This is a genomic window from Bradyrhizobium sp. USDA 4353 (assembly GCF_054063215.1).
On record NZ_JBSSGB010000001.1, the window covers coordinates 1,856,522 to 1,871,788 of the forward strand.

Below are 15,267 nucleotides of genomic sequence, written 5' to 3' on the forward strand. Positions count from 1 at the left end.
GGATCAAGCCCTCCCCAAAGCGGTGGCCTGCTCGACGCGATCGAACCGCTCCAGCGACAGGATCGCATCGGCAAAGCTCTGCGCGCGGCTGCTCAGCACCGGCCGCGCCAGGGTGATGAACTTGTCGCTCATCGCCTGTGCCGTCGGAAACGAGGTCGGCTCGCCCGAGGGATCGTCGTGCAGCCGCTCGTGCACGCCGTCCTCGGTGGTGATGGTGACGCGCGCGCCGAACGGATGGCTGCGGCCTTCCAATTTCTCGTCCTGCACGACGTCGAACTTGTCGGCGAGGCTGTTGATCGCGCGATCGCCGAGCCGCGTGTAGTCGTCCCAGCCGAAGCGGCCCTGGTCGAGCGCCAGCGCGCCAGTGAAGAACATCGAGAACTGGCCGCCGACGATCGAGGTCGGATGCCGCTTTGTGCTCGCATCGCCCGTGAGCGTGATGCCGTTGCGATGCAGGCCGACCTCGACGCGCTTGACCTGGTCCGGCGTCAGATTGTGCTCGCGGCGCAACGCGATGATGGCGTCGATCGCGGCATGGGTGTAGCGGCAGCTCGGATACGGCTTCACGCCGATCTTCATCGTCTCGTAGGTCGTGCCGAGACCCGCAACCGCCTTCTCATGATGCGGCGTATCAGTGTAGCCGACCAAGAGGCCATGCTTGCCCTCGACGGATTCGATCGCGCCGACGAAATCGTTCTTGGCGAGCGTCGCCGCGATGACGCCATTCATCGCCGACGCCCCGACCTGGTAGCGCTTGTTCCAGGCGCCGTTGACGAGAAATTGCAGCGAGCCCGCGGCCTGGCTGCCGGAGACGCCGAAGGCATAGACCAGCTGCTGCTCGGATAATCCGAACAGCTTGCCGGCCGCCGCGGCCGCGCCATAGGTGCCGGCGGTCGCCGTCGGATGAAAGCCGCGCGCGTAATGCGAGGTCGGATCGAGCGCATTGCCGAGCCGGCAGCACACCTCATAACCTGCGACGATCGCGGTCAGCACCTCGCGGCCGGACGCACCGACCATTTCGCCCACGGCGAAGGCCGCAGGTACCACCGGCGCGCTCGGATGCAGCGAGGAGTCCGCGTGGGTGTCGTCGAAGTCGAGCGAATGGCCCATCGTCCCGTTCAGCAGCGCAGCCACCGCCGGAGTCCAGGTCCTGCTGTCGCCGAACACGGTGGCCTCGCCCGCCGCGTCCAGCTTCAGCGCGGCCAGCATGTTGACCACCGACGGCGTCGATTCCGCCTCGCGCCGGGCGCGGATGGCGCTGCCGAGAAAATCGAGGGTCAGCACCTTGGCGCGGTCGAGCACCTCGTGCGGGATATCGTCATATTTCAGCTCGGCGACATAGGCGGCGAGCGTTGCGGTTTCCTGGGCCATCGTGTTTCCTCACATCGTTGCAGCGACCGTAGGCAGACTGATTCCGGCTTTCAAGCCGGTTCCGAGCCGCGAAGAGCTGCCATGCCGGTACCGGGCTGGTCCGTTCGAGGTGAGTGACTGATGGCGTCGATGAAGGAGCTGTTCGGCCGGGTGCGCGCCCGCAAGGCGCAGATGTCGCTCGCCGTGCGCGGCACGGTGGCGGCGACGCTCGCCTTCGCCATCGCCACGGCTTTCCAGCTCAAGCTGCCGCTGTGGGCGGTGCTGACCTCGCTGATCGTGACCCAGGGCAGCGTCGGCCGTTCGCTGAAGGCGACGCGCGACTACATGTTCGGCACCATCGGCGGCGCGATCTATGGCGGCGCCATCACCGTCTTCATTCCGCATTCCGGCGAACTGCAATTGTTGGGCATGCTGATCGTCGCGGTGACGCCGCTCGCCTTCATCGCCGCGCTCAACCCGAGTCTCAATGCCGCCACGGTGACCGCCGTCATCGTGCTGCTGGTCCCCACCATGGGGCATCTCGATCCGCTGGGCTCGGCGATCGATCGCGTGTTCGAGGTCGCGGTCGGCGCGCTCACCGGGCTTGCGGTGTCGTTCGTGGTGCTGCCGTCGCGTGCGCATGTGCAGATGCGCAGCGCCGCCGGGCGTCTGCTCGAGCTGATCGCGGCCGCCTTCACCGAGCTGTTGGCCGGCCTGTCGCGCGGCCGCGACAACGACGCGCTGCATCGGATCCAGGACGGCATCGGCACCGCCTTGAACGAACTGAACGCCACCGGCACTGAAGCGGAGCGCGAGCGTTCGGCACGGCTGTCGTCGGGCGCCGACACCGGTCCGCTGCTGCGGACCATTCTGCGCTTGCGCCATGACGTCGTCATGATCGGCCGCGCCAGCGTGGTGCCGCTGCCGTCGGAGCTGCAGGCGCGCCTGTCGGGGCCGGTCACGCGCGTCGCTGACGCGATCGCGACCTATCTGCGCGGCTGCGCCGCCGCGATCCGCAACGGCTCCGGCCCGCCGGCGATCTGGCCGGTCCATGTCGCGGTCAAGGCCTATGCCGAGGCGGTTGCGGCCGTGCGCAGCGATGGTCTCACGCGCGGCCTGCCGGGCGACGCCGCCGAACGCTTCTTCGCGCTCGGCTTCTCGCTCGACCAGATGCGGCAGAACCTGATCGATCTCGAGCGCGTGGTGGCCGAATGGGCCGGTGCATCGCCGGGCAAGCCGCACCGGCCGGAGCCGGCGGACACGTCCGATACCGCCGGCGCGTGACCTCGTCATCGTGACAGCCGGACGAAGCGCAGCACCAGCAAGGCTGCGTAGATCGCGGTGCCGCTCGACAGCCCGATCCAGATGCCGATCGCGCCGAGCTGCGTGTGCAGGCCGAGCATGTACGACGCGGGGAAGCCGATCAGCCAATAGCCGAGCACGGCGAGCAGCAGCGGCACGCGCGTGTCCTTGATGCCGCGCAGCGCGCCGACGGCGATGGTCTGCAGGGCGTCCGTGATGAAGAAGGTGGTGCCGACGAGCAGCAGCGTGGCGGCCAGCGTCGCCGTCGCCTTCGCATCAGCCAGGCCAGAGCCGAGGAACAGCTGCACGATCTCGAAGCGCGCGACGATGATGCCGAGCGTGAACAAGATCGCGAGGACGAGGCCGAGCAGCATCGCCATCAGGCCGGCGCGGCGAGCGCCATGCGGATCGTTGCGTCCGGCGGCATGGCCAACGCGCACGGTCGCGGCCATGCTGATGCCGAACGGCACCATGAACAGGATCGCCGTGATCTGCAGCGCGATCTGATGCGCGGCCAGCGCCGGCGTGCTGATCAACCCCATCAGGATAGCGGCCGCCGAGAACAGGCCGTATTCCAGCAAGAACGATAGCGAGATCGGCGCGCCGATGACGAGGAGCTGGCGCATCAGCGGCCAGTCGATGCGACCCAGTTGCGACAGCACGTGATAGTCGCGGAATGGCGGACGGGCGACGGCAAACCACAGCCCGGCAAGAAAGGTCGCGAGATTCACGGTGGAGGTCGCGAGCCCGACCCCAGTCAGGCCGAGGCGCGGAAAACCCCACTCGCCGTAGAGCAGCGGATACACCAGCAAAGCATTGAGCGGGATCGCGGCCAGCGTGATCCAGAGCACCGGCTCGGGGCGATTGACCGCGCCCATGAAGCTGCGCAGCGCCAGGAACCACAGCATCGGCGCGATGCCCCAGGCGAGGCCGGCGAGATAATCCTGCGCGAGATGCGCGACGCCGGGGGCCTGTCCGAGTGCCAGCAGGATGGCTTCGCCGTTCAGCGCGATCAGCATGATCGGCAGCGCAATGAAGAGACCGGTCCACAGGCCGACGCGCAGCGCGCGCCGGACGAGCCCGGCATCGCCTGCGCCGAATGCTTGGGCGGCCAGCGGCGCCACCGCCGACATCAGGCCCATGCCGAAGGTCGAGCCGACGAAATACACGGTGCCGGACAACGCGGCCGCCGCGACCGCATCGCCGCCGAGCCGGCCGATGAAAGCGAGGTCGGTTGACATCATTGCGATCTGCGACAGTTGCGTCAGCGCCATCGGCGCGGCGAGCCGGATCGTCTCCCAGAGCTCGACGGTGAAAGAAGGCGGCGGCGCCGCCGGTAGCGGCGCATGATCGGTTGCAACGATGGGGGTCATGGACGCGGCTATAGCAGCCTCCGCCGGTTCCTGCACATCACGGGCTTTATTCTCTCTCGGAAACGTGCGGCGTATGAGCGCAGCCGGGCGACATCCATATGAGCTGTCGGATCGCACGCCCGCCGCGTGCGCGCGCCCTGTCGTTCTCGCGGCATCTTTCGCGCCCGAGCTTTGCGGAATGAGTGGCCCTCGAAAGAGAGGGCGCAGGGAAGGCCGGGTGCTTGACCACACCCATGGCCCGCCTGCAAAAGAAGTAGCAGGCGGCAGTCACCACAGGTGGGCCGCACAACCGGCCTTCCCTGCGCAATGGTTGGAACGGCTTATACGTACTCTCCCCGGTGCGCCGGGCTTATTGGCCACCGTCACCGACAGATCGTTCGCCGGCTTGACCTCAGCGTCGGGAGGCCAGGACCATACGATTTCGCCGTATGCGACCGCTCCTTCGTCCACGCGCCAACTCGAGTTGCCCCGAGCGCGCGCTGAAAGCCGCCGCATCCATCGCATCCCCACCCTCAACGTTCGTGACGATCGCGAAGCGCCCCTCTCAGCGAGGACGGGATGGGCGTAGTATTTCTGAAGTTCGGAATTAAAGCAAGCAAAAAATTCTGAAAAACGGCAGTCTGCCCGACGGCAGCTTGGCCGGGCTGGGCTCGCGAGCCCTCAGCCATCCATGCGGGCGACGAGTGCTTCTGCGGGCGAGTAGCGCTCTTACCTGATCTTGGCTGCAAATCGAGGCAAAGCGCAGTGCCCATGATTGCGCCCTCTCCCCTTGCGGGAGAGGGCATTGAGGACAGTCCGGCAAGCTCGGTTGGGTGAGGGTATGTCGCTACGAGCGTCGCTCGCGGAAAGATACCCCTCACCCCACGCGAATTCGCCGATGGGCCGGTGAGGCCCTCTCCCGCAAGGGGAGAGGGCGCATTCGCTGGCATCGCGATCATCTAGCTGCTGCGAGCAAACAGCCGTTCCTGAAAACGCCTACCGCCCGCGCTCCGGCACACGCGTGATCTTTGCGCCGAGCGCGTTGAGGCGCTCGTCGATGCGCTCGTAGCCGCGTTCGATCTGGTCGGCGTTGTCGATAGTGGACGTGCCTTCGGCGCAGAGCGCGGCGAGCAGCATGGCCATGCCGGCGCGGATGTCGGGGGAGACGACGCGGGCGCCGCGCAGCTGGCTCGGACCGGCGACGATGGCGCGGTGCGGATCGCACAGCACGATGCGCGCGCCCATCGAGATCAGCTTGTCGACGAAGAACATCCGCGACTCGAACATCTTCTCGAACATCAGGATCACGCCCTCGCATTGCGTGGCGGTGACGATCGCGATCGACATCAGATCGGCGGGGAAGGCCGGCCAGGGCTGGTCTTCGAGCTTCGGCACGTGGCCGCCGAAATCGTCCTTGATCTTGAGCGTCTGGTCGGAGGGCACGATGAGGTCGTCGCCAGCCACCTCGCAGACGATGCCGAGCCGCTCGAAGCCCATGCGGATCGAGCGCAGATGCTCGGTGCCGGCGCGCACGATGCGCAACGGCGAGCGCGTCACCGCGGCAAGCCCGATCAGCGAGCCGACCTCGATGTGGTCGGGCTGGATCGCGTAGGACGCCTGGCCGAGCGTGCTGGCGCCATGGATCACCATGGTGTTGGTGCCGATTCCCTCGATATTGGCGCCGAGCGCCACCAGGAAATGCGCGAGATCCTGCACATGCGGCTCGGAGGCGGCGTTGCGCAGGTACGTCGTGCCGTGCGCGGCCACCGCCGCGACCAGCGCGTTCTCGGTGGCGGTGACGCTGGGCTCGTCGAGGAAGACGTCGGCGCCCTTCAGGCCGGAGGCGCGCAGCTCGATCTTGTCGGTTGCGGTGACAGTGGCGCCGAGCTGCTCGAAGGCGAGGAAATGCGTGTCGAGCCGGCGCCGGCCGATGACGTCGCCGCCGGGCGGCGGCAGCGCCACTTCGCCGCAGCGGGCGAGTAGGGGACCGGCGAGCAGGATCGAGGCGCGGATGCGTGCGCACAGGTCCGGATCGAGATCGGCGGCGCGGATGTCCTTGGCATGGATCGCGAGCCTGTTCCGGCCGCGCCATTCAGCCGACGCGCCGACCGAGCGCACCAGTTCGACCAGGGTCTCGGTGTCGCGGATGCGCGGCACGTTGTCGAGCGTCACCGGATGATCGGTCAGAAGCGCCGCTGCAATGATCGGCAGCGCCGCGTTCTTGTTGCCCGACGGCTCGATCGCGCCCTTGAGCCGGTGACCACCCTCGACGATGTATTGAATGGGCGCCATGTGTCGGTCCGTTTTTGATGCTGAGGTCAAAGGCGGCGCCGGCGACAGCGGAACCTCGCTCCGGCGTGCAATTATCACGGAAGCCGCACGCAGACCACTGTCCTAAAGAGTCTCCGGGCCGAGCAGGTTTATTCGGTGTTGGGCCTTGCGGCAGGCTAGCCGCTGCCGCTCCAGCAACTCGACGTCGGCAGTCGTGAGGCCGATCGCGCGGCTCATCTCCGAGAGTTTGCTGCCGATGCGCAGCCTGTCGCTCGGACTTGTCGCTTCGTCGAGAATGGCGCGGATTTCGGCCTCAATGCTGCGGGCATTTTGCGTGGCGCGCAGCTTGAGAGCCCGATGGATTTCGTCGGAAAGTTCACGAACAGTGACAGTGGTCATGACGATGTCCTCCGTAAGAACAGCGAGAACGCCAATATCACATGCCGAGTTGCACAGCGGCCTATCGAGAACCGCTGCGGCGTCCCTGCCTACACGTCCACGTTCGCCGACAGCGAGTTGTCCTGGATGAACTCGCGGCGCGGCTCGACGACGTCGCCCATCAGCTTGGTGAAGATGTCGTCGGCCTCGTCGACCTCCTTGACCTTCACCTGGAGCAAGGTGCGCGCCTCGGTGTCGAGCGTGGTTTCCCAGAGCTGCTGCGGGTTCATCTCGCCCAGCCCTTTGTAGCGCTGCATCGCGATGCCCTTGCGGCCGGAATCGGTGACCGCCTCGAACAGGTCGACCGGGCCGTGGATCACGGTCTGGGTGTCGCCGCGGCGCAAGGCACCGGGCTTGGCATAGGCGTCCTGGAGGCGGGCGGCGTAGTCGTCGAGCTTGCGCGCGTCGGCCGACGCAAGCAGCGCGTCGTCGATGACAGCCACGTCCTTGACGCCGCGCACGGTGCGCTCGAACGTGAAGCCCTGGCCCTCGACGAAATGGCCGATCCAGCCACGCTCGACCTCGTCCGCCAGCACGTCGAGCCGCTTGGCGATGTACTCGGCCGCGGCATCGGCGGTGGCGATGTCGCGGGTGATGTCCGCGCGCAAGACGCCGGCGATCGCGGCCTGCTCGACCACCTTGCGGTCGTAGCGCGAGTGCAGGTTGCGCAGGATGTTGCGCACCAGCCGCGCCTCCTCGACCAGCGCCAAGAGGTCGCGGCCTTTGCGCTCCTCGCCGTCGGCGGTCCGGAACACGCAATCGTCGAGGCCTGTGCCGATCAGGTAGTCCTCGAGCGCGCGCTCGTCTTTCAGATACTGCTCGGACTTGCCTCGCGTCACTTTGTAGAGCGGCGGCTGGGCGATGTAGAGGTGGCCGCGATCGATGATCTGGCGCATCTGCCGGTAGAAGAACGTCAGCAGCAAAGTGCGGATGTGGGCGCCGTCGACGTCGGCGTCGGTCATCACGATGATCTTGTGATAGCGCAGCTTGTCGATCGAGAAATCGTCGCTGATCCCGGTGCCGAGCGCGGTGATCAAGGTGCCGATCTGCTCGCTCGACAGCATCTTATCGGGGCGCACGCGCTCGACATTGAGGATCTTGCCGCGCAGCGGCAGCACCGCCTGGAACTCGCGGTTGCGGCCCTGCTTGGCGCTGCCGCCGGCCGAGTCACCCTCGACGATGAACAGCTCGGATTTCGCGGGATCCTTCTCCTGGCAGTCGGCGAGCTTGCCAGGCAGCGAGGCGATGTTGTTGAGCGGATTCTTGCGCGTCAGCTCGCGCGCCTTTCGCGCGGCCTCGCGGGCTGCGGCCGCCTGGATCACCTTGCCGACGACGGTCTTGGCCTCCGACGGATGCTCCTCGAACCACGCCGACAGCGCCTCGTTGAGGACGTTCTCGACCACGGGGCGCACTTCCGAGGACACCAGCTTGTCCTTGGTCTGCGACGAAAACTTCGGATCCGGCACCTTCACCGACAGCACGGCCGTGAGTCCCTCGCGGCAGTCGTCGCCGGTCAGCGCGATCTTTTCCTTCTTCGCATTGGCCTCGGCATAGCCGTTGACCTGGCGCGTCAGCGCGCCGCGGAAGCCGGCGAGATGGGTGCCGCCGTCGCGCTGCGGGATGTTGTTGGTGAAGCACAGCACGTTCTCATGGTAGCTGTCGTTCCACCACAGCGCGGCCTCGACGGTGATGCCGTTGGCCTCCGAGCGCACCATGATCGGATTGGGAACGATCGCCTTCTTGTTGCGGTCGAGATATTTGACGAACTCCTCGACGCCGCCGGAATAGAACATCTCCTCGCGCTTCTCGACCGCATGGCGCATGTCGGAGAGGATGATGTGGACGCCGGAGTTGAGGAACGCGAGCTCGCGCAGGCGATGCTCGAGCGTGGCGTAGTCGTATTCGACGATCTTGAAGGTCTCGGTCGACGCCAGGAACGTCACCTCGGTGCCGCGCTTGCCCTGACCCTCGCCGACCACGCGGAGCGGCGCCACGGCGTCGCCATGGGCGAACTCGATCAGATGCTCCTTGTCGTCGCGCCAGATGCGCAGCTCGAGCTTGCTCGACAGCGCGTTGACGACGGAGACGCCGACGCCATGCAGGCCGCCGGAGACCTTGTAGGAGTTCTGGTCGAACTTTCCGCCGGCGTGCAGCTGGGTCATGATGACCTCGGCCGCCGAGACGCCTTCGCCCTTGTGGATGTCCACGGGAATGCCGCGGCCGTCGTCGCGCACGGTGACGGAATTGTCGGCGTTGAGCACGACCTCGACGCGGGTCGCATAGCCGGCCAGCGCCTCGTCGATGGCGTTGTCGACGACCTCGTAGACCATGTGATGCAGGCCGGAGCCGTCATCGGTGTCGCCGATATACATGCCCGGGCGCTTGCGCACGGCATCCAGGCCCTTCAACACCCGGATCGATTCTGCGCCGTATTCGTTCGCGGTTGCAGGCTCGGTGTCGGCGATGGTTTGCCGGGCGGGTTCGGTCATGTGAGGCCTTTGAAGGGGTCCCGAAGGGCGAGGTCGCGCAAGGGTGCTGAGAGCGCTCTTTGTGCCATGAAAGACGGGGCGCGCCTAGCGCAAAAAGGCGTGCCTTAAGATGTTGAAGAGATGGGTTTTTTTAACGGTTTTTCAAGCCGTTCGAAGGCCCTCTGCGGGGCTTGCGAAAGGCCGATTCGGAGCGCCTCTGAAGGGCCTCGTGAGGAGCGCCGAGGGGCCTTCCTCCCATGCGCAGGTTCCGGCTCGGGGGGACGTTTCCGCGGGGGCCGGAGAAGCCGGAGGCGAGGGATGGGCGGCCGTCAGCGCCGCGCGGTGATGCGGCCGCCTTCGACGTCGAAGATTTCCCCGAGCTCGCGCAGCTCGGCGAACGCGGCCGGATCGGCGCCGGTCAGCCACACCTGGGCGCCGAGCGTGCCGAGCTCGGCGAACAATGCGGTGCGGCGGCCGGGATCGAGATGGGCGACGATCTCGTCGAGCAGCAGCATCGGCACGATGCCGGTGGTCTCGGCGACCAAGGTCGCATGCGCGAGGATCAGGCCGATCAAGAGCGCCTTCTGCTCGCCGGTCGAGGCATCGCGCGCCGGCATGTTCTTGGGCGCGTAGATCACGTGCAGGTCGGTGAGATGCGGCCCGTCGAGCGTGCGGCCCGCGGCGGCATCGCGCGCGCGATTGTCGCGCAGCAGTGCGCGATAGCGATCCTCGACCGCGAGGGCGGGCTCGGTGAGCAGCGCGTTCTCCATCCAGCCGTCGAGCGCGATCTCGGCGGAGGGGAAAGCGGACGCAGCCCCGCGCTGACGCAGCATCGCGGCGAGCTTCACGGCGGTCTGGCCACGGCTTGCGGCGACGGCGACCGCAAGCTCGGCGGTCTCGCGCTCGATCGCCTCACACCAATGGTCGTCGAAATTGCGCACCTCGAGCAGCCGGTTGCGCGAGCGCAACGAGCGCTCCAGCGCCGAGACGCGGCTGGAATGCTCGCTGTCGATCGCCAGCACCAGGCGGTCGAAGAACCGCCTTCGCTCGGACGCCGCACCCATGAACAGGCCGTCCATCGCCGGCGTCAGCCACACCATGCGGATGTGGTCGCCGAACGCGGCGGCCGAGCCGACCGGCTCGCGGTCGATGCGGCAGCGGCGCGTGGTGCTGGCATCGCCGCGCGGCGGCTCGATGCCGGTGCCGAAGGTCGTCAGTCCCAGCGCGCCCTCGACCTCCGCGGAAACCGCCCAGGAGCCGTCGCCCTGGTTGTCGGCGACATCCTCAAGTGTGGCGCGGCGCAGGCCGCGGCCGGGCGCGAAGAACGAGATGGCCTCCAGGCAATTGGTCTTGCCGGCGCCATTGGCCCCGACCAGCGCCACCAAATCCGCCTGCACGCTGACACCAGCCGCGCGATAGCTGCGGAAATGCGTCAGCGACAGGCGATTGATGCGGGAGGGGGTCATTGGAGGGATCTAGGCCACACGCTCAAAATCCCCTCTCCCCTTGCGGGAGAGGGTGCCGCCGAAGGCGGCGGGTGAGGGGTATCTCACGGCTCGCTCAACTTCGCGAGGATGTCCTCTTGGACAGCGGACGCGTTGTACAGCACATCGTTGTTCCAATAGCGAACGATGCGAAATCCAGCGGCTTTCAAGATTGCGTCTCGCTCGATGTCCTTCTCATTGTCAGCATGCTGGCTGCCATCGATCTCGATGATCAGGCGCTTTTCGAAGCAGACGAAATCCAGGATGAATTGCTCCACAGGGGCCTGACGAAGGAATTTGTAGCTTTCGAACCTGCGATCACGGAGCAGACGCCACATGGCCGCCTCTGACTCGGTCGGCTCACGTCGCATCGTCCTGGCGAAGCCGCGGATGCGTCTGGATGTCGTCCGATGGCTCGGTGATCGCGGAGGCATACCCCTCACCCGCCTCGCTTCGCTCGGCACCCTCTCCCGCAAGGGGAGAGGGGGTCTCGTCGTGTGGCTTGTCCCACGTGTTGCGTGCGGCGCGCGCTCAGCTTTCTGAGCCTCACACCCGCATCGGCATCAGCACGTACAGCGCGTTCCGGTTGTCGCGGTCCTGGATCAGGGTCGGCGAGCCCGGGTCAGCCAATCGCAGCACCGCGACCTCGCCTTCGATTTGGGCGGCGATGTCGAGCAGGTAGCGCGAGTTGAAGCCGATATCGAGCGCGTCGGAGGCGTATTCGACCTCGAGCTCCTCGGTGGCGCTGCCGGAGTCCGGGTTGGTCACCGACAGCACCAGCTTGCCGGCGGAAAGCGCGAGCTTCACGGCGCGGCCGCGCTCGCTGGAGATGGTGGAGACGCGGTCGACGGCGGCGGCGAAGTCGGCCTTGTCGACGACCAGCTCCTTGTCGTTGTTCTGCGGAATGACGCGGCCGTAATCCGGGAATGTGCCGTCGATCAGCTTCGAGGTCAGCACCACCTGTCCCAAGGTGAAGCGGATCTTGCCCTGCGACAGCTCGATCCTGATCTCGCTGTCATTGTCCTCGATCAGGCGCTGCACCTCGCCGACAGTCTTGCGCGGCACGATCACGCCGGGCATCTCGGCCGCGCCGGCCGGCTGCGGCAGATCGACCTGGGCGAGGCGGTGGCCGTCGGTGGCCACCGCGCGCAGGGTCGGCTGCTTGGCGGTGCCGCCGGCATGCAGATAGATGCCATTGAGGTAATAGCGCGTCTCCTCGGTGGAGATCGCGAACTGCGTGCGGTCGATCAGGCTCTTGATGTCCTTGGCGGGAACGCCGAAGGCGTGCGTCATCTCGCCGGCGGCGAGATCGGGGAAGTCGCTCTCCGGCAGGGTCTGCAGGGTGAATTTGGAGCGGCCGGCGCGGATCGCGAGCACCGCGCGCTCGCCGTCGCTCTCCAGCACGATCTGCGAGCCGTCCGGCAGCTTGCGCACGATGTCGTAGAACATGTGCGCCGGGACGGTGGTGGAGCCCGCGGTGGCGGTCTCGGCGGCCAGCGTTTCCGTGACTTCGAGGTCGAGGTCGGTGGCGCGCAGCGACAGCCGGGCATTCTCGGCGCGGACCAGAACGTTGCCCAGGATCGGGATGGTGTTCCTGCGCTCGACCACGCGATGGACGTGGCCCAGCGACTTCAGGAGCTGCGCGCGTTCGACGGTTACCTTCATTGCACTACCCGCCCGTTCCCAACTGAGCTCGTCCTGGAATGCCGGCGGGCTGGAGCAGCGCCGCGGCCGATGACACCTCGCGCCCGAACGGTCGCTTTTTCAGCGTCCAGGAGCGTGAAGGGGAGGCGTAAAGTGGCGCGGATAAGGCCCAAGCGCAAGGGACAGCGGGCCGATTTCCCATGTTTCGGCAGGCGTTTCCGCGTGCCGGTGAGCTGATGGGAGGACGTCGGAATGACGTGACGAGAGCGGCTGGGGCCGGACGTTCTGTCCGCACCCCCTCAGCCGACCGGCTGGCCGTGCGGGCGAGCTAGTCCTGCAACTGGCGCTTGAGCGACTCGACCTCATCGTTCAGCGTGACGTCCTTGCCGACCAGGGCCTCGATCTTGCGCACGGCGTGCAGCACGGTGGTGTGGTCGCGCCCGCCGAAGCGGCGGCCGATCTCGGGCAGCGACCGCAGGGTCAGCGTCTTCGCCAGATACATCGCGACCTGGCGCGGGCGCACGACATTGGCGGTGCGGCGCGACGACAGCAGGTCGGAGCGGCTGACATTGTACTGCCGCGCCACCACGCGCTGGATGTCCTCGATCTTGATCCGCTTCGGCTCCTGCGGACGGACGAGATCGCGCACCTCACGCTCGGCCATGTCCAGCGTGACCGGCTGATTGTTCAGCTTGGAATGCGCGAGCAGGCGATTGATCGCGCCTTCGAGATCGCGGCCGTTATGGGTGATGGAGCGGGCGAGATAGTCGAGCACCGGCTCAGGCACGTCGAAGCTCGCATGATGGGCGCGGGCGGCTGCGACGCGCGACTTGAGAATGCCGAGGCGCAGATCCTCGCCGAGCGTCGCCATCTCGACGACGAGGCCGCCGGCGAGCCGCGAGCGGACGCGGTCGTCGAGGCTCTCGAGATCGGACGGCGGCCGGTCGGCGGCGATCACCACCTGGCGGCCGGCTATCGATCAGCGCGTTCAGCGTGTGGCAGAACTCGGCCTGCGTCGACTTGCCCTGTAGGAACTGCAGATCGTCGATCACCAGCACGTCGATGCCGCGCAGCGCTTCCTTGAACGCCAGCGCCGTCTGGGATTTCAGCGCCGCGACGAAGCCGTACATGAACTTCTCAGCGGTGAGATACAGCACCTTGCGCTCGCCGCCGGCATTGCCGGCCCAGGTCACGGCCTGCAGCAGATGCGTCTTCCCGAGGCCGACGCCGGCATGGATGTAGAGCGGGTTGAACATCACGGGATCACCGCGGCGGCCGTCGGCGACCTGACGCGCGGCGGCATGCGCCAGCGTGTTGGCGCGGCCGACGACGAAGCTTGCGAAGGTCAGGCGCGGATCGAGCGGCGAGCCGCCGAGCGCGTCGTGGCTGGCTGCGACCGGAGTCATCGTCACCGGGGCGCGCGTGTCGGCCGCCGGCTTGGCATCGTTGCGCTCGACGCGGCGCGCCTCGACCGGAGCCGGCGCTTCCTTAGCCGGCGTCGCGCAGCGCATCGCGGTGCGGACGGACAGATCGATACGATGCACCTCCGGCATCTCGGCCTGCCAGGCGGACAGCACGCGCTCGGCATAATGCGCCTGGATCCAGCTCTTCAGGAAACGCGTCGGCACCGACAGATGAACGCTTTCGTCCTGGACAGCTTCGAGGTCCATGCGGGCGAACCAGCTCGTATAGACATCCTCGCCGACGGTCGAGCGCAGCCGACCCTTCACGCGAGACCAGCGTTCCTGTTCCGAATTTGTCATGGCAGTCGCAACTTTTCGAATTGAGTGGTGGTGTCGTGTGACCGCCGGGCAGACGTCCAAATGGAAAAGACGCGTCTGCCGCAGCGAGACCTCGAGCGGAGGTTCAACTCCAGACATAGGTTACCGTTCGGCGCGCACGCCGTCGGGCTCATCGATGCTGGGGAAGAAAGTATCTCCGCGAGGTCAGCGCATACTCAGACGCGCGAGGGACACGAGAGGCGGGCCGATGGCCGTGCTGGTGATGGCCGCGCTGGCGATCACTTCGATCTCTAAGGGTGCGTGATCCGGAACCAGCCTTTGGTGCTTACCCGCAATGTGTCCGTAAAGCATGCAACCTCCCCGCCTTACCGTGATTGCTCACGGCAAGTTGTCATCCCAATGCTGCCGCGTCCGAACCCCAAGACTCAGCCGCAGCAACGTCAATCCCGTCCAACTTGTCCACTCGCTGAGCGCCGCCGTCGCAAGCCTTAGCCGATCGACCGATGTCGTATCTCTCTTGTTCAAAGCGGCGCAACGATGATGCTGCGCCCGAGAAATTTCGACAACATTCAGTCGCTCCCCATATCGCTATGGAGATTGATCCGGCCACCGCTTTGGAAAGCGTCGCCAACGCGCACACCGCCGCCGATTTGCACGTCCGCCCCGTTTCTAAAACCGCGCTGGTCTCAAGATCGTGGGCGCCGCGAGTGGATAAAAGAAATACACGATGCGTCGGGACTCGCAATCCATTTGATTTGCGCACGCCTGACGAGTCTTCGCGCACCTTGCCGCGCGGTGCTCGGCGTTAAGAAAGCAAGGTTTTGAATCATCGCGAGGAATCTCGGATGTGACAAACAACATGGTCTGCGCAAATTTTCTTCATAAATTTTTTAATATTCGACCGGGCTCACCCGCTTTTCCAATCACTTGGACTCGCTATGCGCTTAAGTCATTTTCGAGACGATGTTTTTTGCGATTGCTGGAAGCGGGTAACTCCCGCCGCGTGCGTTGCGTAGGGCGCGCGGAGACATCGTGCGCTCTTGACATCGATGCGCAGCCGCGACGCGCAGATTCGCAGCTGTTTCCGGTGAGATAATTTTGTCACCGCGTAAATTTACGGAACGATACGTAGGACTACGGAACGTGTCAGGAGCACGCGACACCGCGCATGTTCCAGCACGCGGAGAATGCATCGCTGCAGTGATGTCGCCATGAA

At 66.2% G+C, this 15,267-nt stretch carries 9 protein-coding genes and 1 pseudogene; 1 reads left to right on the top strand and 9 read right to left on the bottom strand.

Features of this window, described 5'->3' with window-relative positions:
• Positions 1–3: 3 nt before the first annotated feature.
• The gene (locus ACVILH_RS08350; protein ID WP_456712458.1) at positions 4–1,371 is read right to left on the bottom strand and encodes an MmgE/PrpD family protein; all 1,368 of its coding nucleotides are present in this window, start codon (positions 1,369–1,371) and stop codon (positions 4–6) included.
• Between the two features lie 120 nt (positions 1,372–1,491).
• On the opposite strand from ACVILH_RS08350, the gene ACVILH_RS08355 reads away from it, so the two are divergent.
• Entirely contained in the window at positions 1,492–2,634 is a 1,143-nt protein-coding gene (locus ACVILH_RS08355; protein WP_456712459.1) for an FUSC family protein, read from the top strand.
• Positions 2,635–2,639: 5 nt separating this feature from the next.
• Here the strand turns inward: ACVILH_RS08355 and ACVILH_RS08360 are convergent, their stop codons facing one another.
• From ACVILH_RS08360 to dnaA, 8 genes and pseudogenes are all read right to left on the bottom strand, one after another.
• Complete coding sequence (locus ACVILH_RS08360) at positions 2,640–4,025, bottom strand: MATE family efflux transporter (RefSeq protein WP_456712460.1); 1,386 nt, start codon at positions 4,023–4,025, stop codon at positions 2,640–2,642.
• A gap of 975 nt (positions 4,026–5,000) precedes the next feature.
• Positions 5,001–6,296, bottom strand: coding sequence for a UDP-N-acetylglucosamine 1-carboxyvinyltransferase (gene murA, locus ACVILH_RS08365; RefSeq protein ID WP_456712461.1), 1,296 nt, complete (start codon positions 6,294–6,296; stop codon positions 5,001–5,003).
• 102 nt (positions 6,297–6,398) lie between these two features.
• Positions 6,399–6,674, bottom strand: a complete 276-nt coding sequence (locus tag ACVILH_RS08370) for a FitA-like ribbon-helix-helix domain-containing protein (protein ID WP_006610333.1) — start codon at positions 6,672–6,674, stop codon at positions 6,399–6,401.
• An 89-nt stretch (positions 6,675–6,763) separates the two neighbouring features.
• A complete protein-coding gene (gene gyrB / locus ACVILH_RS08375) occupies positions 6,764–9,202 on the bottom strand; it encodes a DNA topoisomerase (ATP-hydrolyzing) subunit B (RefSeq protein WP_456712462.1) in 2,439 nt (812 codons plus the stop codon).
• 308 nt (positions 9,203–9,510) lie between these two features.
• Entirely contained in the window at positions 9,511–10,647 is a 1,137-nt protein-coding gene (gene recF / locus ACVILH_RS08380) for a DNA replication/repair protein RecF (protein ID WP_456712463.1), read from the bottom strand.
• An 83-nt stretch (positions 10,648–10,730) separates the two neighbouring features.
• Entirely contained in the window at positions 10,731–11,099 is a 369-nt protein-coding gene (locus ACVILH_RS08385; protein ID WP_456712464.1) for an endonuclease domain-containing protein, read from the bottom strand.
• Positions 11,100–11,211: 112 nt separating this feature from the next.
• Positions 11,212–12,330: a DNA polymerase III subunit beta gene (dnaN, locus tag ACVILH_RS08390; RefSeq protein WP_456712465.1), complete on the bottom strand. Its 1,119-nt coding sequence runs from the start codon at positions 12,328–12,330 to the stop codon at positions 11,212–11,214.
• Positions 12,331–12,637: 307 nt separating this feature from the next.
• Positions 12,638–14,072: pseudogene (gene dnaA, locus ACVILH_RS08395) on the bottom strand (chromosomal replication initiator protein DnaA).
• Between the last annotated feature and the right edge of the window lie 1,195 nt (positions 14,073–15,267).

What these genes read in the sequence shown, in the direction of transcription:
- ACVILH_RS08350 (WP_456712458.1), bottom strand. Translation starts at nt 1,371, where the DNA reads ATGGCCCAGGAAACCGCAACGCTCGCCGCCTATGTCGCCGAGCTGAAA.
- ACVILH_RS08355 (WP_456712459.1), top strand. Translation starts at nt 1,492, where the DNA reads ATGGCGTCGATGAAGGAGCTGTTCGGCCGGGTGCGCGCCCGCAAGGCG.
- ACVILH_RS08360 (WP_456712460.1), bottom strand. Translation starts at nt 4,025, where the DNA reads ATGACCCCCATCGTTGCAACCGATCATGCGCCGCTACCGGCGGCGCCG.
- murA (WP_456712461.1), bottom strand. Translation starts at nt 6,296, where the DNA reads ATGGCGCCCATTCAATACATCGTCGAGGGTGGTCACCGGCTCAAGGGC.
- ACVILH_RS08370 (WP_006610333.1), bottom strand. Translation starts at nt 6,674, where the DNA reads ATGACCACTGTCACTGTTCGTGAACTTTCCGACGAAATCCATCGGGCT.
- gyrB (WP_456712462.1), bottom strand. Translation starts at nt 9,202, where the DNA reads ATGACCGAACCCGCCCGGCAAACCATCGCCGACACCGAGCCTGCAACC.
- recF (WP_456712463.1), bottom strand. Translation starts at nt 10,647, where the DNA reads ATGACCCCCTCCCGCATCAATCGCCTGTCGCTGACGCATTTCCGCAGC.
- ACVILH_RS08385 (WP_456712464.1), bottom strand. Translation starts at nt 11,099, where the DNA reads ATGCCTCCGCGATCACCGAGCCATCGGACGACATCCAGACGCATCCGC.
- dnaN (WP_456712465.1), bottom strand. Translation starts at nt 12,330, where the DNA reads ATGAAGGTAACCGTCGAACGCGCGCAGCTCCTGAAGTCGCTGGGCCAC.